General features: G+C 59.3%; 16 protein-coding genes. 9 read left to right on the top strand and 7 right to left on the bottom strand.

Annotation, left to right across the window (positions count from 1 at the left end; all coding sequences use genetic code 11):
- Positions 1 to 67 precede the first annotated feature (67 nt).
- From HV670_RS25020 to HV670_RS24990, 7 genes are all read right to left on the bottom strand, one after another.
- Positions 68 to 508: a MarR family winged helix-turn-helix transcriptional regulator gene (locus HV670_RS25020; RefSeq protein ID WP_175107692.1), complete on the bottom strand. Its 441-nt coding sequence runs from the start codon at positions 506 to 508 to the stop codon at positions 68 to 70.
- 360 nt (positions 509 to 868) lie between these two features.
- Entirely contained in the window at positions 869 to 1,900 is a 1,032-nt protein-coding gene (locus HV670_RS25015) for a YncE family protein (protein WP_425511465.1), read from the bottom strand.
- 45 nt (positions 1,901 to 1,945) lie between these two features.
- Complete coding sequence (locus tag HV670_RS25010) at positions 1,946 to 2,398, bottom strand: chromate resistance protein ChrB domain-containing protein (protein ID WP_175107691.1); 453 nt, start codon at positions 2,396 to 2,398, stop codon at positions 1,946 to 1,948.
- Positions 2,395 to 3,129, bottom strand: coding sequence for a superoxide dismutase (locus HV670_RS25005; protein ID WP_246257920.1), 735 nt, complete (start codon positions 3,127 to 3,129; stop codon positions 2,395 to 2,397). Before HV670_RS25005 ends, HV670_RS25010 begins: the two co-directional genes overlap by 4 nt.
- A 37-nt stretch (positions 3,130 to 3,166) precedes the next feature.
- A complete protein-coding gene (locus HV670_RS25000) occupies positions 3,167 to 4,351 on the bottom strand; it encodes a chromate transporter (RefSeq protein ID WP_175107690.1) in 1,185 nt (394 codons plus the stop codon).
- Positions 4,348 to 5,325 (bottom strand): chromate resistance protein ChrB domain-containing protein, encoded by a 978-nt coding sequence (locus tag HV670_RS24995; protein WP_175107689.1) that lies wholly within the window; start codon positions 5,323 to 5,325, stop codon positions 4,348 to 4,350. Before HV670_RS24995 ends, HV670_RS25000 begins: the two co-directional genes overlap by 4 nt.
- Before the next feature lie 205 nt (positions 5,326 to 5,530).
- Complete coding sequence (locus HV670_RS24990; protein ID WP_175107688.1) at positions 5,531 to 6,592, bottom strand: DMT family transporter; 1,062 nt, start codon at positions 6,590 to 6,592, stop codon at positions 5,531 to 5,533.
- 138 nt (positions 6,593 to 6,730) lie between these two features.
- On the opposite strand from HV670_RS24990, the gene HV670_RS24985 reads away from it, so the two are divergent.
- The 9 genes from HV670_RS24985 (at position 6,731) to HV670_RS24945 (ending at position 14,108) form a co-directional block, all read left to right on the top strand.
- A complete protein-coding gene (locus HV670_RS24985; RefSeq protein WP_175107687.1) occupies positions 6,731 to 7,006 on the top strand; it encodes a metal/formaldehyde-sensitive transcriptional repressor in 276 nt (91 codons plus the stop codon).
- Positions 7,007 to 7,014: 8 nt separating this feature from the next.
- On the top strand, positions 7,015 to 8,298 hold the full coding sequence (gene dmeF / locus HV670_RS24980) for a CDF family Co(II)/Ni(II) efflux transporter DmeF (protein WP_175107686.1): 1,284 nt from the start codon (positions 7,015 to 7,017) through the stop codon (positions 8,296 to 8,298).
- Positions 8,299 to 8,300: 2 nt separating this feature from the next.
- Positions 8,301 to 8,519: a DUF1289 domain-containing protein gene (locus HV670_RS24975; RefSeq protein ID WP_175107685.1), complete on the top strand. Its 219-nt coding sequence runs from the start codon at positions 8,301 to 8,303 to the stop codon at positions 8,517 to 8,519.
- A gap of 749 nt (positions 8,520 to 9,268) precedes the next feature.
- On the top strand, positions 9,269 to 9,571 hold the full coding sequence (locus HV670_RS24970; RefSeq protein WP_175107684.1) for a hypothetical protein: 303 nt from the start codon (positions 9,269 to 9,271) through the stop codon (positions 9,569 to 9,571).
- On the top strand, positions 9,568 to 11,013 hold the full coding sequence (locus HV670_RS24965) for a TolC family protein (protein ID WP_175107683.1): 1,446 nt from the start codon (positions 9,568 to 9,570) through the stop codon (positions 11,011 to 11,013). Before HV670_RS24970 ends, HV670_RS24965 begins: the two co-directional genes overlap by 4 nt.
- Before the next feature lies 1 nt (position 11,014).
- On the top strand, positions 11,015 to 12,310 hold the full coding sequence (locus tag HV670_RS24960; protein ID WP_175107682.1) for a copper oxidase: 1,296 nt from the start codon (positions 11,015 to 11,017) through the stop codon (positions 12,308 to 12,310).
- A gap of 61 nt (positions 12,311 to 12,371) precedes the next feature.
- The gene (locus HV670_RS24955) at positions 12,372 to 12,719 is read left to right on the top strand and encodes a copper-binding protein (RefSeq protein ID WP_175107681.1); all 348 of its coding nucleotides are present in this window, start codon (positions 12,372 to 12,374) and stop codon (positions 12,717 to 12,719) included.
- A 73-nt stretch (positions 12,720 to 12,792) separates the two neighbouring features.
- Positions 12,793 to 13,167 (top strand): copper homeostasis periplasmic binding protein CopC, encoded by a 375-nt coding sequence (copC, locus tag HV670_RS24950; protein WP_175107680.1) that lies wholly within the window; start codon positions 12,793 to 12,795, stop codon positions 13,165 to 13,167.
- Positions 13,167 to 14,108, top strand: coding sequence for a copper resistance D family protein (locus tag HV670_RS24945; protein ID WP_175107703.1), 942 nt, complete (start codon positions 13,167 to 13,169; stop codon positions 14,106 to 14,108). The genes copC and HV670_RS24945 overlap by 1 nt, the downstream gene beginning before the upstream one ends.
- Positions 14,109 to 16,100 lie beyond the last annotated feature (1,992 nt).

The raw sequence follows: 16,100 nt of genomic DNA, 5'->3' as shown, positions 1-16,100 counted from the left end.
CAACAAGCATGGTCAATGTCGCTGATGGCGCGAGGGTCATGGCGGCGCTCGAGGCGAAACGCCTCCCTCAAGGATTGCATCCCGCCAGATTCGCTCGAATCCGCTGGAGCATCTGCAACAAGGTGTCGACCTCTTCCCTGGAAAAGCCCTCGGTGATCTGCGCGCTCAGTTCGTCACCGAGCGCGAGTGCCGCCTCGAGGCGGCCGTCTGCCTTGTCCGTGATGCTGACCTTGAAGGCGCGCCGGTCCGTCGGGTCGGCCTGGCGAACCACCCAGCCCGCGGCTTCCATGCGGTCGAGCATCCGCGCGACCGTCATCGGGGTCACGTCGGCGAGCGTCGCAAGATCGGTCTGCCGCATCTCGCCATAAGCGGTGAGGTACACCAGCAGGCGGCTTTGCGCGCGCGTGAGCTCAATCTCGGCTTTCGCGCGCTGGTCGTAAAGCACGCCATAGCGCCGCGTGATATCCGCGACCAGAAAGCCCAGTCGATTGTCGAGAGATCGTTTCATCCGGATCCTGTGAAGTCTGCACATATGGTACGACGGTGATGTCCGACAAACCATATTTGAGCCAAATAAGCTTCTAACTCGTTGATTATCATAGTGTCAAAGTTTTTACAAACACCGAGCTATCAAGCGAAACTTGAATTCGTTACTAATCGCAATTCCACGAGCCCGACAAACGAAAGTTGTTCCGCCCAGTAGGCGTGCCCATATCGGCGGCACTCCGAGCTGAGGGCCATAGCCGGGCTAGCTGATGTTTGCGGTCCATGCTTCATACGGAACCAATAGGTGCCGCCTGTGCGGTAGTCTGGCTCCTGCTGCGTTGACCCGGATGCGGTGTAGCCTGCCTTTGTGGCGCGACCGGAATCAGCTTGCCCCTTGACGCACGGGCTCGAGAATACGCAGCGTCGGGCGCCCGCCCAAGTTCTTTAGCGGGAAGTAAGAGCGGTGCGTCTCGACGTCGACAGCCACGACGTGCGCGTTTGGCCCAACATGACCGTCGCCCAATTTGGAGACGGTGCCGTCTTCTACTAGAAACATCGAGACGACGCCAGCCTCTCCGGCGACGTACAACAAGTGAAGTGAGGGGTCGTACGCGAGGACATCCGGGTCATTTCCGACTTCAAACGACGATGTCATGCGCATGGTGCGCATGTCGAGAACGACCAGTTGGTCGTTTCCCTCGCATGCGACGAAGGCGAGCCTCTGGTTAGCATCTATCAGCAGCCCATGGTTGCCCTTGGCGCCCGGCACATCAATCCGCGCGACAATCTGGTCAGTGGTCGGGTCGATTTCAATCAGCTGATTTCGCGTCTGGACGTTGACGAAGATGTGCTTGGTGGCCGGGTCATACTGCGTATTGCCAGCCTCTCCACCGAGCGGGATGTCTCCAATTCGCCTGTTCGACCTTACATCAATGACCGTCACGGTGCCACCGGTCTCATTCGACACATAGAGCTTGTGCACATCTGGCGCGTAAGCCATGCCGTCCGGGTACGCACCAGTCGGTATGCGAGCGATTACTCCAAGCGTCGCCATGTCGATGGCGACCACCTCGTCGTCTCCGGTGGCGGACGCATATACGCGTCCTAGTTCGGGAATGGCAAGTACACCATGAACCGAACTGACGCCGGCAACGCGCCCGACCACGCGAGACATATCAGTATTGAAAACGACGACTTCGCTGTCGCCGAGGTGTGCGATAAATAGCAGATGTCGACCGGAAGCGAAACTCTCGTAGTCGAAGCGCGTTGTCTTACCGCCGAGCGGCACGTCGGCAACCTTCCGCAGAGGCAGATTTTGAGCTTCTAACGCCTCCTCCGTGTTCGTCAGACCGGGCGAGAGGGACGCAAGCGTGACAATCGCGAGAGCTGCAACAGCGAAGGCTCGGAGCATCATTGACGTACCTGGCAGAACCATAGTGTTGCCCCAATGCCATCGTTTTCAGGCCGCGGGTGGCCAGCCGTGCGTTTCACCCTGACAGTCGCGACACCACGCGTAAAGCGCGTCGTACATGACCATGCCGTGCGAGAGCATCTCGTGGTCGTCCTCGAATATTCTCGACAATCCCAGCGAAAAGGCCAGCAGCCCCGCAGCTTGCGGCGCCAGGTCGAGTCGTGCGGTATCCGCTCCGCGTACGATTACGGCGAGTGTGGCGAGCGCTGGGTCCGTCAGCTGATATTCGGTGAGGAAAGAATCGAAGCTGCACTGCTCGCCGACATGGGATAGCTTTACGCCCGGGACGTCATACGGTATTGCACCTTCACGCTCGGCGACGGCCAGCACCTCGTCTGCTGGCACAAACAGGAATTCTGGTGACTCATCGATGAACCTGCGGATAAGCCACGGGCAGGCAACACGGTCAATTTTTGGGCGCTCGCGCGAAATCCATCTCATGACATCCTCCGTGCAGGCGACGCCGCCAGGAATCTCTGAGCCGCGTTGTCCCAGTTGATGAGGCTAAAGAGCTGATTGGTGTAGTCGTTGCGCCGGTTCTGATACTTCAGGTAGTACGCGTGCTCGAAAACGTCGAGAACGAGGATGGGCTGGATGCCCCAGGCCGTCAGTTTCTGGTGGTTCTCGCACTGCAAAACCATGAGCTTGCCTGTCGCAGGGTGATAGCCAACGATGCCCCAGCCGGATGCTTCTACTGCAATCGTTGCCGCAATGAGTTGGGCCTTGAACTTCAAATACGAGCCGAAATTCATGTCGATTGCTTTTGCCAGGTCGCCCTTCGGCTCCCCCCCTTTGCCTGAGATGCTGGTCCAGTAAATCGTGTGCAGGATGTGGCTCGAGAGCTGGAATGCCAACTCCTTCTCGTAAAACTTCACCAGCGCAAAGTCGTTCGAATCGCGGGCTTTCGCCAGCGCTTCTTCCGCCTTGTTGGCCGCAACGACAGCGGGTTTGTGATGGAAGTTGTAGTGCACTTCAACAGTGCGAGCGTCGATAACCGGTTCGAGCGCATCGTAGGCGAATGGTAGCGGTGCTGCGGCATATTTGCCGTCCGCATCGGTGAGCCTATCCGTGTAACCGGTGTCCTCTGCAGCATGTACAGCTCGGGTCTGAGCCAGCATGATTCCCGCGCCGACAGCAGCGGTGTTGTGCAGGAAGGTACGACGTGTTGCCATGATTGCTTTTCCTCGAAGACAGCGCGCTCGCGCGCGGTTAGATACCGTGAGAATGAACAAGCGGATAAACAACGAGACCAAACAGTGCAGCTTCGATGACGATGACCGGTTCTTGCAGCTTCTTGAAGTGCCACAGAAGCAGCACGGTCGCGAGTGCCAGCGCGATGGTTGGAATATCGACAAGCGAACGCTTTGCGATAACCAGTACGGAACCAGTGATGGCACCGACGGCAGCGGCCGTGATACCGTCCACAAAAGCTTTAACGGCGGGCAGCTTTCCGTATTTTTTGAAGTACGGCGCGGGCAGCACTGTGAACAGGTAGCAAGGCAGGAAAGTGCCTAGTGCCGCCACGCATGCGCCAGCGAGTCCCGCGACCAGGTATCCGATGAAGCCGACCGTGATGACGACCGGGCCCGGCGTAATCATTGCGACGGCGACGGCATCGACAAACTGGCGCTCATTCAGCCAGTGGTGTTCGGTAACCACGCCTCCGTACAGGAAAGGCACAATAGCGAGACCAGATCCGAAGACGAACGCACCCGCCTTCGCGAAGAACAATCCAATCTGGCCGAGAAGGGGAAGGTCGAGGCCGCTGAGCATGCCGCTCATCGCTGGCAGATACCCCACAGCAAGCCCGTTCGCAGAGCCTTTGCTCAGCCACTTTGGTGGAGCGCGTCGTAACCATCCGATGATGCCCGCCGCGATGAACAGCCACGCAATTTCCGATTCCGTCACGAACGTGACGGCGGCCAACGTCAGAAAAATCGTCCATAGAAGCTTGTCCGAGCCGACAGTTTTGGTGGTCAGCTTGTAGGCGCTCATCGCGATGATGCCGACGACGGCGGCTCCTACGCCATAGAAGACTGCCTGCATCCAGGACAGGCCGCCAAAGTGTGCATAGGCCCAGCCGAGCGCCACGACCATCAGAAATGAAGGGATGACAAACGCGAGGCCGACCACTGTGGCGCCCAGCAACCGGAAGTGCACGTATCCAAGATAGATGGCCAGTTGTGCCGCCATAGGGCCGGGCGCCAGCTGCGCGAGAGTGAGGCCTTCCTTGTAGTCTTCTTCGCTAATCCAGCCCCATCGCTCCACGAGGTCTCGCCGCATGTAGCCGGCCAGTGCGACGGGGCCGCCGAAGCCGATGGTGCCGAGCCGCAGCATGTAGCGGACGAGTTGGCCCAGCGTATAGGTGGGCGCGGCGTGCGTGACGGTGCTCATGGACGTTTCCCTGCATCGGTCTTTTCCGCAGCGGCAAAGTGCGCGAGCAGCGAATCGAGAACGTTGCTCATCTCTGCGAGCATTTCGTCGTCGCTCAATGCGCGAGCCTTTGCCCCTGTCATCACCGCTTCGAAGCCTATGGCTTCTGGTACGACTGGGCCGCCGATATCGAGCGCGTGCACGAGAGAGCCCAGCTTGAGCAGCCCCGGTTCGTCTTCAAGGCCGAAGCTGGCGACTAGCACCTCGAAGGTCACCCGGTCGCCGACGTGCGTAAACGCAGCGCCGTCGAAGTCGAAGCCCAACGCGTCATCCGGGCAATCGCCGGGCGACGCAAGCCACAGAAAGCGTGCCCGCGAGTCGATAAAACGCCGGATGAGCCACGCGCTGGCAACGCGGTCGACCCACAGGCGTTGACGGGTCGCCCAGGCCCGGCCCTGATGGTCTTCGCGACGTAGTACGGAAATCGCACCCTCGGCCTGGTGAGGTTCCCCAGGCGACAGAACGGTGTTAGCCAACGCAACGAAGTCCTGCCAGGCGGCCTCGGCTCGCGTCGATGCCTCGTTCCGGAAAAAGTCGACGCTTGAAATGGCCTCGAAATCCTTGCCGGCGCGGCGCAAAAGCCGGGCGATTTCACCCGGAGAGAGGTCCGACAGGGTTTTTCTGGCATCAGCCAGCGACCGCGTGAACGTTGCGTATTCGTCGGCTCTGTCAAACAGCGACCGGAATTCGGCCTCCTGGTCTGCCCCTCGGCTAGAAGTGCGGACAAGGTGAGCCGCCCCGCCGGCTTCGCCGATGCTTGTTCCAAGCTCCAGCAATTCAGCTTCAGCAACGTCGGTCGCAGGCAGCAGGTAGACCCCGTCCCGTAAGACAGCACACCCTCTGGCCTTGAGAGCGCGCCAGAAGCGCATCCGGGCCGTTGCGTTATCGGTCGGCAGCGTCAACACGAGGAGGAGCCAGTCGCTTATGGAAGTCATGTTGTATACGTTACAACATAGTAGATACCTCTACAAGAAACGAATTTGAGCGAGAGTTGGGATAGGAGCGGTGCGGACCTGGAGGCTTTGGAACTGGCAAGAAGAGAATTGGGGGCCGCGGGCTCCGGTGAAGAGCACTGATGTCCACGGCCGGCCCAGAATGCACCGGCCGTGGAACTTTCAAAGCGAAGATTCGCTTCCGTCGTCAGTGGATGTGGCGGTGGTGAATATCGGGGTAATGAGCATGCGTGTGGGTAACAGGGGCGTGCTGATGGGGATGTGTGTGCGGCTCCTCACTGTCCCACTCGAAGTCGTGCGAGTGCTGATGGTGCTCATCGTGCCGGTGCCGATGGTTGTGGTCCAGGACCTCGTGAGTGTGCGGATGTTCATGCCGCTCCCGAATATGCAACCAGATTCCAAGAGCCATGAGCGCAGTCGCCACCCAAAAAAGCAGCGAAGGTATCTCAGGCCAGAGGACGAGCGATAGCGCCACCCCGAATATCGGCGCGACCGAGAAATATGCGCCGGTTCTAGCGGTACCGAGGTTACGTAGCGCGACGACAAACAGGACCAGGCTCACGCCATAGCCAGCGAAGCCGGTGAGCATGGCGGCCGCCATCTTGCCAACGCCAGGTAAGTGCGCCCCCATAAGGAGCGCGATGCCTAGATTGACGGAACCCGCAACCAGTCCCTTCAGGCCTGCGATAACCATCGCATCGTTCGTTGACACCTTGCGCGTCAGGTTGTTGTCGATGGCCCACGCAACGCAAGCCCCGACCACCAGCAACGCACCTACCGACACACCGGAGGCACCGGGTTGCCAGGACAGAGCAATGCCGCCCGCCACTATCGCGACCATACCGAGAAATATCGGCAGGTCGACGTTCTCGCGGAAAACCACCCAGGCAATTACTGCCGTGAACACACCTTCGAGATTCAGAAGCAGAGAACTGGTTGCGGCAGGAGTCGAGCTGAGGCCGAGCATCAGCAGGGCTGGCCCGGCGACGCCGCCCGTTGCGATGGCACCAAGAAGCCAGGGCACTTCGGTGAGCTGAATCCGGCTTTCATTTTCTCGTTCGCCAGTCTTGCGGCGGAGTCGCTGGATGAGAATCCCGAACGCGAGACCGACACCGCTACCGAGGTAAAACAGACCCGCGACCATGAAGGGCGAGAGAGAACCGAGCAAGGTCTTGGCGAGAGGCGTGGTTGCGCCGAATAGCGCGGCTGCAAGAAGAGCGGTGAAAGCGGCGTTGTGACGTGCGTTCATGGATACGAACATTGTCCAGGTATGGGAAGTATCTAGCGAAATCCGCGAGGGGAGTTTTACGTGAACAAACAATACCCCTACCCCCTATGGTAGACTGCGAGTAATTATATACCCAGTGGGGGTATGTGGGAGAGCACGATGAGTCACACGGTTCAAGAAAAACAGAAGCTTCTCAACAGGGTTCGTCGTATCAAGGGGCAGGTTGAAGCCATCGAGCGGGCTCTGGAGGAAGAGCACGGTTGCTCGGATGTCCTGCAGCGGATTACGAGTTGTCGCGGAGCAATGAACGGCCTGCTTGCCGTCGTGCTGGAGGACCACATCAGGAACCACCTTGTCGATGCGAACGACGGGGAAGAGCACGGCGACAGTGCGACCGAACAGCTCATCGAGGTTGTTCACAGCTATTTCAAGTAGAGTTAAAGATGAGTGATTTCAAAGACGCCGCGTTTGGCGCGGGTCATGACCACATCTTTTTGGGTGTCGGTCACGAGCAGAACGAGCGAAAGACGTGGGCCGTGATTGCACTGTGCAGCGCGATGATGCTGATTGAAATCGTCGGCGGCAGCATGTTCGGGTCGCTTGCACTCGTCGCTGATGGTCTGCACATGTCGACGCATGCCGGCGCAATGCTGATTGCGGCCCTCGCGTACACGTACGCGCGCAAGCACGCCACCGACTCCCGCTTCGTGTTCGGTACCGGCAAGCTGGGCGACCTCGCGGGATTCACGAGTGCCATTGTGCTGGCGATGATTGCGTTGCTGATAGGTTACGAGGCTGTCTCGCGTTTCCTGTCGCCGATACCGATTCATTTCGGACAAGCGATTCCCATCGCAGTGGTCGGGCTGCTCGTCAATCTGGCGAGCGTATGGCTGCTGAGCGGCGACCATCACGGACACGGCCACGGCCATAACCACGGGCACGGGCACCATCATGGTCATAGTGACCACGCTCACGAAGACGAAGTGCAGAAGATTTTTGCTCCGTCCGGTGTGTTCGCCGTTTCCATTTTCGAGGAGGGCGTGCCTCCGGTGTTTCGCATCACGCCGGCGACGGAGAGCTCACGACTGGACGCGTCGGCAGTGTCCGTGATGACGATACGGCCTGACGGGACACAACAGGTTTTCGCGATGGCGGACCGTGGTGGCTACCTGGAATCGATGGATGCCATTCCTGAGCCACATGCCTTCAAGGCCATCGTGCGGATGCCGGACGGTGAACACGAGGTCGAATTCGAAGAGGATGAGCACCACGACGGTGTGCATGACGCAGCGACTCGTGACCACAACATCCGCTCAGCGTATATCCACGTGATGGCAGATGCGGCGGTCTCCGTGCTCGCAATCATTGGTCTCCTGCTGGCGCGCGTATTTGGCTGGCTCTGGATGGACCCGCTGGCGGGTGTCATCGGGGCGCTGGTGATTGCAAACTGGTCGTACGGGCTCATGCGTGATACCGGTGCAATCCTGCTCGACGTGAATCCAGACCGGCGCATGGCAGAGAATGTGCGGCAAGCCATCGAGGACTGTGGCGACAAGGTTGTCGACCTGCATGTATGGCGGGTAGGTCCGGGTCACATGAGCGCCGTGGTGTCGGTGGCGACGAGTGAGTCGCTGCGAGACTCACGCTTCTATCATGCAGTGCTCGAGCGCTTCAAGGGGCTGTCGCATGTCACGGTGGAAGTGCAACCTTCACGAGTGGCGGCCTGACCATGGCAGTCAAGTCGCCGTGCAACGATGTGTGCGCCTTCGATGGCAAGACCCGATTGTGCATTGGATGTTTTCGCACGCTCGATGAAATTCGAGGGTGGAAGAAGATGACTGACCACAGGCGCTATCAGGTGATTAACGACCGGGCACGGCGACAAGCGAAGCTGCAGCAGCGGGAATCACCGGATTTATCTTCAGGGCCTGTAACCTCGGACAACTGAATTAAGGGCAGCGTCCGTCCGCCCCCCACGGCCCCGTACCGGCGACTTGCTTTATTAGAACTCGCCGCAATAGATTCGCACCCGCTCATTGGGGAGTAGCCGCCTCGACAGCAATGTCGAGGGCGCACGTCAACATACTTTGGAACCCTCCCATGGCAGGAAGGTCAAGAAACCCGTCGCGATAGCTGTTTTGGCAAGGGGCACCCAGCTATACACCGACACCGTCTCGGCATACAAACTTTACGCGCTGCATGCTAGACTTCTTGCCTATGCCTTACTGGCGCAAACTCTTCGTCATCGTGCTGCTGGCACTGAGCCTTCCGGCTCAGTCGTTGGCGGCCGCCACCATGAAATGCGGGTCTTCGCATTTCGGGCGTGACGTGGCCTCCGCGCAGCATGCGGACGTGAACGAGTCGACGCACCTTCATCATATGCATGGTGTCACGATGGCCGATGGTGTCCATCACGGCGACGCGCACCCTGCCCACGCGTGTTCGACATGTGCGTCCTGCTGTTTCGGCGCGGCCTTGCCGGTCGTTCTGACAGTGGTTACCTCTGCTGACTCAGTTCATTTTGCGGTTCCGTCCCCCCCCTCTGTCCGTGTCGCGTCGTTCCTGACTGACGGCATCGAACGCCCCCCCCGAATCTCTCTCGTTTAGTCCTTCGTTCGCGGCCACACGCTGCGATGCGCGAATTTGCCCTGGAGGTCGCATGCCGGCCATCCAGGTGACTGACGACGAGAAAAATCCATGCGAATGTTTATCGCGGCGCTGCTCAGCGCGGCGGCATTGTTGCCGGCGCTCGTGCACGCCACTACAGCACCTCCCGACCCGGCGGATACGGCGGCCCCGGTTCCGGCGGTCAGCGCGCCCTCCGCCTTCGCGGAATACCAGCCATACCGGGACCAGAAAGCGCCCACCTGGCAGGAGCTCAATCAGGCGGTGACGAGTGCACCGGGCATGGCACGGATGCGCCACGGCACGATGCCGTCAGGCGACTCCAGTGCCAAAGGTAGTGGACACGGCTCCGAACACGAGGAGCAGGCGAAATGATGCGGCACTTCTTTCTGAGCGGCCGCGTCATTGCCGTCGCCACTGCGGTTGCGTTCCTTGCCGGCTGTACGACCTTTTCGAAGGACGGCGGCTTCAATTCCGTCTCCACGGTGGCTTCCGAACGACTCGGAAAAGACGCCGTGATGGTGAAGACGGACGACGACCGGAATACAGTCACGGAGCGCACGCAGGAGTTGCTTTCCAGGCCGTTAAGCATGGATGACGCGGTCCAGATTGCGTTGCTCAACAACCGGGGACTGCAGGCCTCCTACGGCGAGCTCGGCATTTCCGAGGCGGACTTTGTTCAGGCGGGGCGACTACCGAACCCTGGCTTTATGTTCAGTCGCACGCATGGGAGTGGCGACCTGAGCATCAATCGCAGCTTCACGCTCGGCTTGCTGAATATTCTGACGATGCCACTGGCGACGCGCATTGAGAGCCAGCGCAGCGAGCAGACGAAGCTCCTGGTGGCGGATGCAATGCTCAAGGTCGCGGCCGACACCCGGCGTGCTTACGTGAGCGCGGTGGCAGCTGAGCAGGCTGCCGCATACGCTGCGCAGGTCAATGATTCAGCGGAGGCCGGCGCCGAACTTGCGCTGCGGATGCAGCAGGCAGGCAACTTCAGCAAGCTCGATTACGCACGTGAGCAGGCGTTTTACGCGGATGCCGTGACGCAACTGGCAAGAACCCGGCAGCAGTCGGTTTCTGCGCGGGAAAAGCTCACGCGCATGATGGGCCTTTGGGGTGCAGACACACAGTACAAACTTCCTGAGCACCTGCCAGACCTCCCCAAGACCCGGCCCGAGCTCAACGACCTTGAGAGCTTTGCGATGCAGAACCGGCTGGACATCCAGGCGGCTAAGGTCCAGACGCAGAGCGTCGCATCATCACTGGGTCTTACCCAAGCGACGCGTTTCATCAATGCGGTCGATGTCGGGTACCAGAATAATTTCACAACCTCCGACGGTCACCAGCAGGGCTACGAAATCAGCGTCGAAATTCCCATTTTTGACTGGGGTGGCTCGAAAGTAGCCCGAGCCGAGGCGATTTACATGCAGTCCGTCAATCGCGTTGCCGAGACCGCGATTAACGCACGCTCCGAAGTTCGCGAGTCGTACTCGGCCTACGTGACCGACTATGACATCGCGAAACACTATCGCGACGAAGTCATACCGATTCGGAAAACGATTTCCGACGAACTGATGCTTCGCTTCAACGGCATGCTCGCGAGCGTGTTCGAACTGCTGTCGGATTCTCGCGACCAGGTCGGTGCGGTGAACAGCTATATCGACGCGCTGAAGGAATACTGGCTTGCCGAGACCGACCTGCAACAGGCGCTCGGTGGCCGTCTGCCGCCGCTTTCGATGGCTTTAGCGCCACCCGCACCTACGCCGCAACCCCCGACGCAGCCGGCGTCGCCTACAGATTCCGAAGGTAAATGAAATGGTGTCACGTCGAAACTTTCTTGGCGGCTCGGGCGCCGCCCTATTGGGAGCCGCCCTTGTCAGCAAGGCCGGCGCCGCGTCGCTGCCTGAAGCCCCCACGATGGCCATGGCCACGATGCAACCGCCATTAGCGCCTCCTAACGGCCGTCCTTATACGCCCGTGGCAACGTTGAATGGCTGGTCCCTGCCGTGGCGCATGAAGAACGGCTGGAAGGAGTTCCACCTGACTGCGGAGCCCGTGGTACGCGAAATGGCGCCGGGCATGAACGCCAATTTGTGGGGCTATAACGGCCAGGCGCCCGGGCCAACCATCGAGGCAGTGGAAGGCGACAAGGTCCGCATCTTTGTGACCAACAAGCTCCCCGAGCACACGACAGTGCACTGGCACGGGATGCCCTTGCCGTCCGGTATGGACGGTGTTGGGGGACTCACGCAACCGCATATTCCTCCGGGCAAGACGTTTGTGTACGAATTCCAGCTCGAGAGGCACGGCACCTTCATGTATCACCCGCACGCCGACGAGATGGTGCAGATGGCGATGGGAATGATGGGGACTTTCATTGTGCATCCGAAGGACCCTGGCGTCATGGCAGTCGACCGTGACTTCGTGTTCATCATGTCCGCGTACGACATCGACCCGGGTAGCTTCACGCCGCGCGTCAACGAGATGACCGACTTCAACATGTGGACGTGGAATTCGCGTGTGTTTCCGGGTATCGACCCGTTGCCCATCCGCGCAGGTGACCGCGTGCGTATCCGCTTCGGCAACCTGACGATGACGAACCACCCCATCCACCTGCACGGCTACTCCTTCGAAATAGCCGGCACGGACGGTGGCTGGATTCCAGAGGGCGCTCGCTGGCCAGAGGTGACTGCCGATGTCGCGGTCGGCCAGATGCGCGCCGTCGAATTCACGGCTAACCGGCCTGGCGACTGGGCGTTTCACTGCCACAAGTCCCATCACACGATGAACGCGATGGGACACCAGGTACCGAACATGATTGGCGTGCCGCAGAAAGACCTTGTGAAGCGCATCAACAAGCTCGTCCCGGACTACATGGCGATGGGAAGCACGGGCGGCGCAATGGGCGAGATGGAAATGCCTTTGCCCGATAACACGCTGCCGATGATGGCCGGCACCGGCCCCTTTGGCCCGCTGGAAATGGGTGGCATGTTTTCCGTCGTGAAGGTTCGCGAGGGACTGGGGCGCAACGACTACCGAGACCCGGGCTGGTTCAAACACCCCAAGGGAACCGTTGCCTACGAATACACCGGTGAGTTACCGGAAAGCTGATTTTTATCTGGCCGGGCGTGCCGTCCGGCTCCACTTTTCATTTGACGCGGGAGAAAGAGTGATGAAAAACGTATTTGCATCGATTGCAGTTGGCTGCGCATTGGCAATCTCCGCGTCGGCCTACGCGGCTGGCGACATGGGCAACATGGACATGAGCGGAAGCAGTGCCAAGCCGGCCGGTGGACAGGTCGGCATGTCGCATGGAGAAGTCAGGAAGGTCGACACTTCGGCAGGAAAACTGACCATCAAAGCCGGTCCGATAGAAAATCTGGGGATGGAAGCCATGACGATGGTGTTCAAGGTCCAAGACCCAGCGATGCTCTCGCAAGTGAAGGTGGGCGACAAGATTGATTTCGTCGCCGAAGAAGTGGGTGGCGCAGTCACGGTAACCAAGCTACAGAAACAGTAACGGCTCGCGGGGTTTTGCCATCAGACGCAGGCAACACCCCACACCTACTTTGAATATCCACGCCCCCAAGAACATGAAAAAATTCGCGCACAAGCAATTCACAAGTCTGGCTACGGCCGCCACCCTTGCGTTGGTACCGGTTGCAGCGTTCGCACACGGCAAGCTGGAAAGTGCCGTCCCGGCCGCCGGTAGTACCGTCGATACGGCACCCGACATGCTTCGGCTAACCTTCAACGAGGACCTGGAGGCCGCGTTCAGCAACGTCAAAGTATCCGACGCAAGCGGCACCGCCGTGAGCAAGGAGAAGGCCAAGGTCGACGCCTCGAATCGGCGCGTGCTGACAATCGCTCTGCCGAAGCTGTCGTCGGGTTCTTACTCCGTGCAGTGGGCCGTCATGACACATGACTCCCATAAGACGAAGGGCACATACACCTTCACGGTGAAGTGATGAACGATGGTCTCCTCGGCATCCTGCGGCTAGCGTTCGTTGTGCTGCAAAACCTCGGATTTGCAGTGGTCGTCGGCGTGTTGCTCAGTGACCGATGGCTCGCGCGCCGAACCTCACCGTGGCAGACAGGGGTGAGCCGAAAACTGGTTACCGCTCTGCGTATCGCGTCTCTCGGCGTGCTGATTTCCAGCGCGTTCGCTTTCTGGATTCATTGTGCCTTTATGGGCGACACTACGCTTCTGGAGGCGGGACCTGCGGTCCGCTCGATGCTCTTGGAGACCGACTTCGGCCATGCCTGGTCGGTTGGCGAGGGACTGATGCTATGCGTGGTCGTTCTTTCGTTTATGCAGACGGGCCGACCGGTTCGACTTTCCCTAGCCGTGTGGTTGGCCCTGGCAGGCGTCGCCCTCGCTCGGAGCCACGAAGGGCATCCGGTAGATGCGGGCCTGTTCAGCCTGCCCGTATGGGTGGATTGGATACACCTACTTGCTATCAGCGCATGGGTGGGACTCGTCCTGGTTACAACCTACATTGTCGTGCCGCGATTTCTCGAAGCGCCGAAAGCTGAGCATGTGAACAGTGCGGCGTTCATTCAGTCGCTTTCGGACGCTGCCACGTTCGCGCTGATTGTGCTGTTTGCTACCGGTGCGTACAACGGATGGCGCGGCATCAACTCGGCGGACAACCTGCTTGGTTCGGCTTATGGACAGACGCTGCTACTGAAGCTCGCGCTTGTGCTCGTTGCCGCTGCGCTTGGGGGACACAATCGCTTTTTTGAAATGCCCAGGCTGTTGGCGTCTTTGAAAAATGCGTCGTCGGCATCGCCGGTGCGCCATCTCAAACGCTTTGCCGCCGTGTTGCATATCGAGTCGCTGGTGCTGGCAGGCGTGCTGGTTGCTGCTGCCGTGCTTGTCTCCAGCCCGCTACCTGGTACGTCGTAGTCGGTTCGGCAGCGTTTGTCTTGAGCGCGGTGCATAGCGCGGCTGATTTCTGTATCGCGGTACTGGCGCTCCTGCTGCTCACATGGTGGCGTCTGCCGTCCTGGGCGGTCGTCCTCATCACTGCGGCAGTCACGTGGGCCGTTACGTGACCCTCGATGCTCTGCACCCCAGTACCTCTACATCTGCCCGACGCGAGTCCATTGCCCGATGCATGGAGAACAACCGTGACGATACCGTATGCACAGCTGCCTCAGCATTGGGCTGCGCGACGGCGCTCGACGAGCGGCGACAGATGTATGAGCTGCGAACACCGACGATTTCGGAACGCACGTGAGCAGAGATGCCGTGCGCGAGTATCGCATCGGCCAGTGGTTCGATGACGTCCATACCGTTCGGATGACGAAACGGCACGTGAGACCAGCGTGAGCGCATTAGCCATACAAAATCAAAAATTGACCTGCGTGCGCGATAGGCTGATTCAATTTGCATGCTCTTTGTAAACGACGTCTAATCAAACCGACGGTTGAGGTTCGCAAAAGTCGGCGCGGCTCTTCGTCGGTCAAGCACTAACCCCCATCTTCTGCGTCGATTTCGGGTACCCGCCCGGGGCTACTCGCGCGGCAGCAGAGGCGTGTACGCACTATTAACTGCGCCAATGGTGCTGGTGGACCTCTGAGGAGGGGACTCTACGCGAAGTTTGTGGCGCATGCGGGGCTCGTATGCACAGAGAGTAAATGCCAATAAATTCTCACGCCACCATCAGAGAATAGGCAAAAACATCTTCGGGGATTTCAAATCACGTGAGCCAGCCATCTTGATTGGTTACCACAAATTTCGGATGCCGAATTATGAAAGTTCTCAGCCATCACGAAATAGCGAAGTTAGTTGTTGTCCACGGTTCCACTGAGCGCATAGCACCATCCGACCCTGATGTCTTGGCTCTTCAGCAAGCTAATATGGTGGAGGTGTTCGCACACAAATCGGACCATTTACGATTCTGCGTGACCGCAAAAGGCAAGGAGTTTCTATCGCGGCTTGGGTCTGCGTGAGGCGAAGAGCGAGCTCAATTAAATATTCATGCGTCGCGACCGGACGCGCGACGAAGCAAAGTTCGAGTAAGATCGCGGTCGCGATGGAAACGGGCCGAAAGGACAGGGATAACGAGGCGGTGGAACGCGGGCAGGCACGGAGTTATCCTCGCGGATGGCTCGGTTTCACTAGCCGGCCAGGCTACGCATGTGCCCCCAATCGGGGCTACGGCTCTCCAGATGGCATTTCAGAACGTCCCGCAATCCTACGCTGGCCACAGTCGAATTATCGTGGACGCTTCAGTGCTGATGCAACGACTGCCTCATTGACCAGTAATCGGCCCACGGGTCTTCGGTCTGGCATGCGTGCGGCACGCCAAACCGCTTTAACGGATGAGGGCAAGTCGCCTTGTCGACACGTCAAGCAGCAACCACAGAAGCGTCTTTAACTGGCAAGGCCGCGGGTGCGCTCGCGGCTCTTCCACTCCACTTTGCGGTAAACGTCTGTCAGTAGCCAGCGCGCCACGATATGTGACGTTGCAGTGCGTGGGGAGGTTCGTCACTTGGTCGCACAGCGCCTTGTAGACATGTCACATCTGCTGGGCGGGTTGGCGACTGTGAGCAGAACATTCTGCTGATTGCGGTGCCCGGTGAGCGGTTCGCAATGGGGTGGTGGGTACAATATTTGCGCCGGACCTATGCGTATCTCCCACCGTCGCAACCCAGTGGGCGCGGCCAGCGCGGACACGTTTCGGCTCACATATATATTAGTATAATGTTACTGGGCACGGTTGTCCGCTAGTCTCTGCTAGGTTAAAGGAGGGCGCGTGGCACCGACCGCACATCGTCCTATGGAAACAGAGTTCGAGGGCCGCGTTTTGCCAATTTCGCCCGTTGTTTCGATTGTCGACGATGATTCAGCCGTCCGTGTTGCGCTAGGCAGCCTTATCCGGTCGCTTGGCTG

The sequence above is a fragment of the Pararobbsia alpina genome (assembly GCF_902859895.1).
GTDB lineage: Bacteria > Pseudomonadota > Gammaproteobacteria > Burkholderiales > Burkholderiaceae > Pararobbsia > Pararobbsia alpina.
The sequence above is the reverse complement of the archived record's forward strand: the minus strand, read 5'-3'. Positions and strand labels throughout refer to the sequence as shown.